The organism is Sinorhizobium fredii USDA 205 (assembly GCF_001461695.1).
In the GTDB taxonomy this organism is placed as follows: Bacteria; Pseudomonadota; Alphaproteobacteria; order Rhizobiales; family Rhizobiaceae; genus Sinorhizobium; species Sinorhizobium fredii.
In genome coordinates, this window is record NZ_AUTC01000086.1 from 1 (window position 1) to 1,341 (window position 1,341).

At 62.8% G+C, this 1,341-nt stretch carries 2 pseudogenes; one reads left to right on the forward strand and one right to left on the reverse strand.

From position 1 onward, the window contains the following. Positions 1-47: 47 nt before the first annotated feature. Positions 48-361: pseudogene (locus N181_RS09930) on the reverse strand (helix-turn-helix domain-containing protein); the annotation flags it as partial. A gap of 111 nt (positions 362-472) precedes the next feature. On the opposite strand from N181_RS09930, the pseudogene N181_RS09935 reads away from it, so the two are divergent. Continuing rightward, a pseudogene (locus tag N181_RS09935) lies at positions 473-1,108 on the forward strand (transposase); the annotation flags it as partial. Between the last annotated feature and the right edge of the window lie 233 nt (positions 1,109-1,341).

Genomic DNA, 1,341 nt, shown 5'->3' on the forward strand with positions numbered 1-1,341 from the left:
ACCACGCGCGGCGCTCAAAATCCTGCGGCCCTGCTCGGATGGATACCGAAGATCCAGACGGAGCGGTAGTCGACCTGCAGGCCCCGCTCCGCCAATTCCGCGACCAGCCCGCGCCAGGTGAACGCCTGCGCACGGCAGCGCTCGATCAGCCAGACCCGATGCTCACCGGCGATCGCCCGCGGCTTGTGCCCGCCCATCTGGCCGGGGGCGGCGCTGCCCGTCTCACGCCAGCGCCGTACCCAATCGATCGCCGTGCTGATGCCGATCCCGAAGCGCTTTGCCGCCGCCCGGCAGGACAGCGCATCGCGCGTAACTGCACCACAACACGGTCCCTAAGGTCATCCGAAAAAGGTTTCGCCATCCTGGCCGGCCTGAATGGTGAATCTGATTTGCTCACAAAGGATCCTATGGGGAGTGGATAGCAACCTGCACCATGACAGAGTGGATTCGCTAAAATCTCTGGAGGCCAATCATGCATCTTTCGACTGCCGATAGACCCGAGGCACCTGCCGCTATCCGCATGGATATTGGCGCGATCTTCGTCTCGTTGGAACTGAGTAGATCGACCTGGCTGGTCACGTCGCTTTCACCTGGCAGCGAGAAGATGTCGCGCCACACCGTCGCCGGCGGCGATAGCCCCGGACTACTCGCCTGTCGCGCCGATCTGCGCCAGAAGGCGCAGGCGCGCATAGGCAGGTTTTATCCCTTGGTGGTGATCCAGGAAGCGGGGCTGGACGGATTCTGGATCGACCGGGTGCTGAACCGGGAAGACTGGATCGAAAGTCACATTGTCGATGCCGCCTCGGTTGCGGTGGCCCGCCGCCACCGACGCGCCAAGACCGATCGGCTCGATGGCGAGGTACTGGTCCGCGCCCTGATGGCCTGGAAGCGGGGAGAACCGCGTGTTTGTTCGATGGTCAGGGTGCCGACGCCGGAGGACGAGGATCGTCGCCGGATTGGCCGGGAGCGCAAGGCGCTGGTCGCCGAACGGGTTGTCCATGTCAACCGCATCAAAGGCCTCCTCGTCAGCCAGGGCATCCGGGACTACGAGCCGTTGCGCCGTGATCGGCGTGATCGCCTGGACGAACTTCGCACCGGCGATGGCCGTGCTACCTGCATGAAGGCCCAGATCGGAGCGGCGACCGGATGTGAGGTTGATCCGGCTCGGTGATCGGGCCGGGATACGTGATCGGGCTCAGACTTGGATACCGAACGGCAAAGGCGGAACATTCACTTGACCACAAAATCCCCACGTAAGGGAATCCCAATGCCGATTCCGCCTAAATCATCCCGCTCTAAGAGCCTGACCGAAAAAGAGTTGAGTGAAATCAGCCAGTTGTG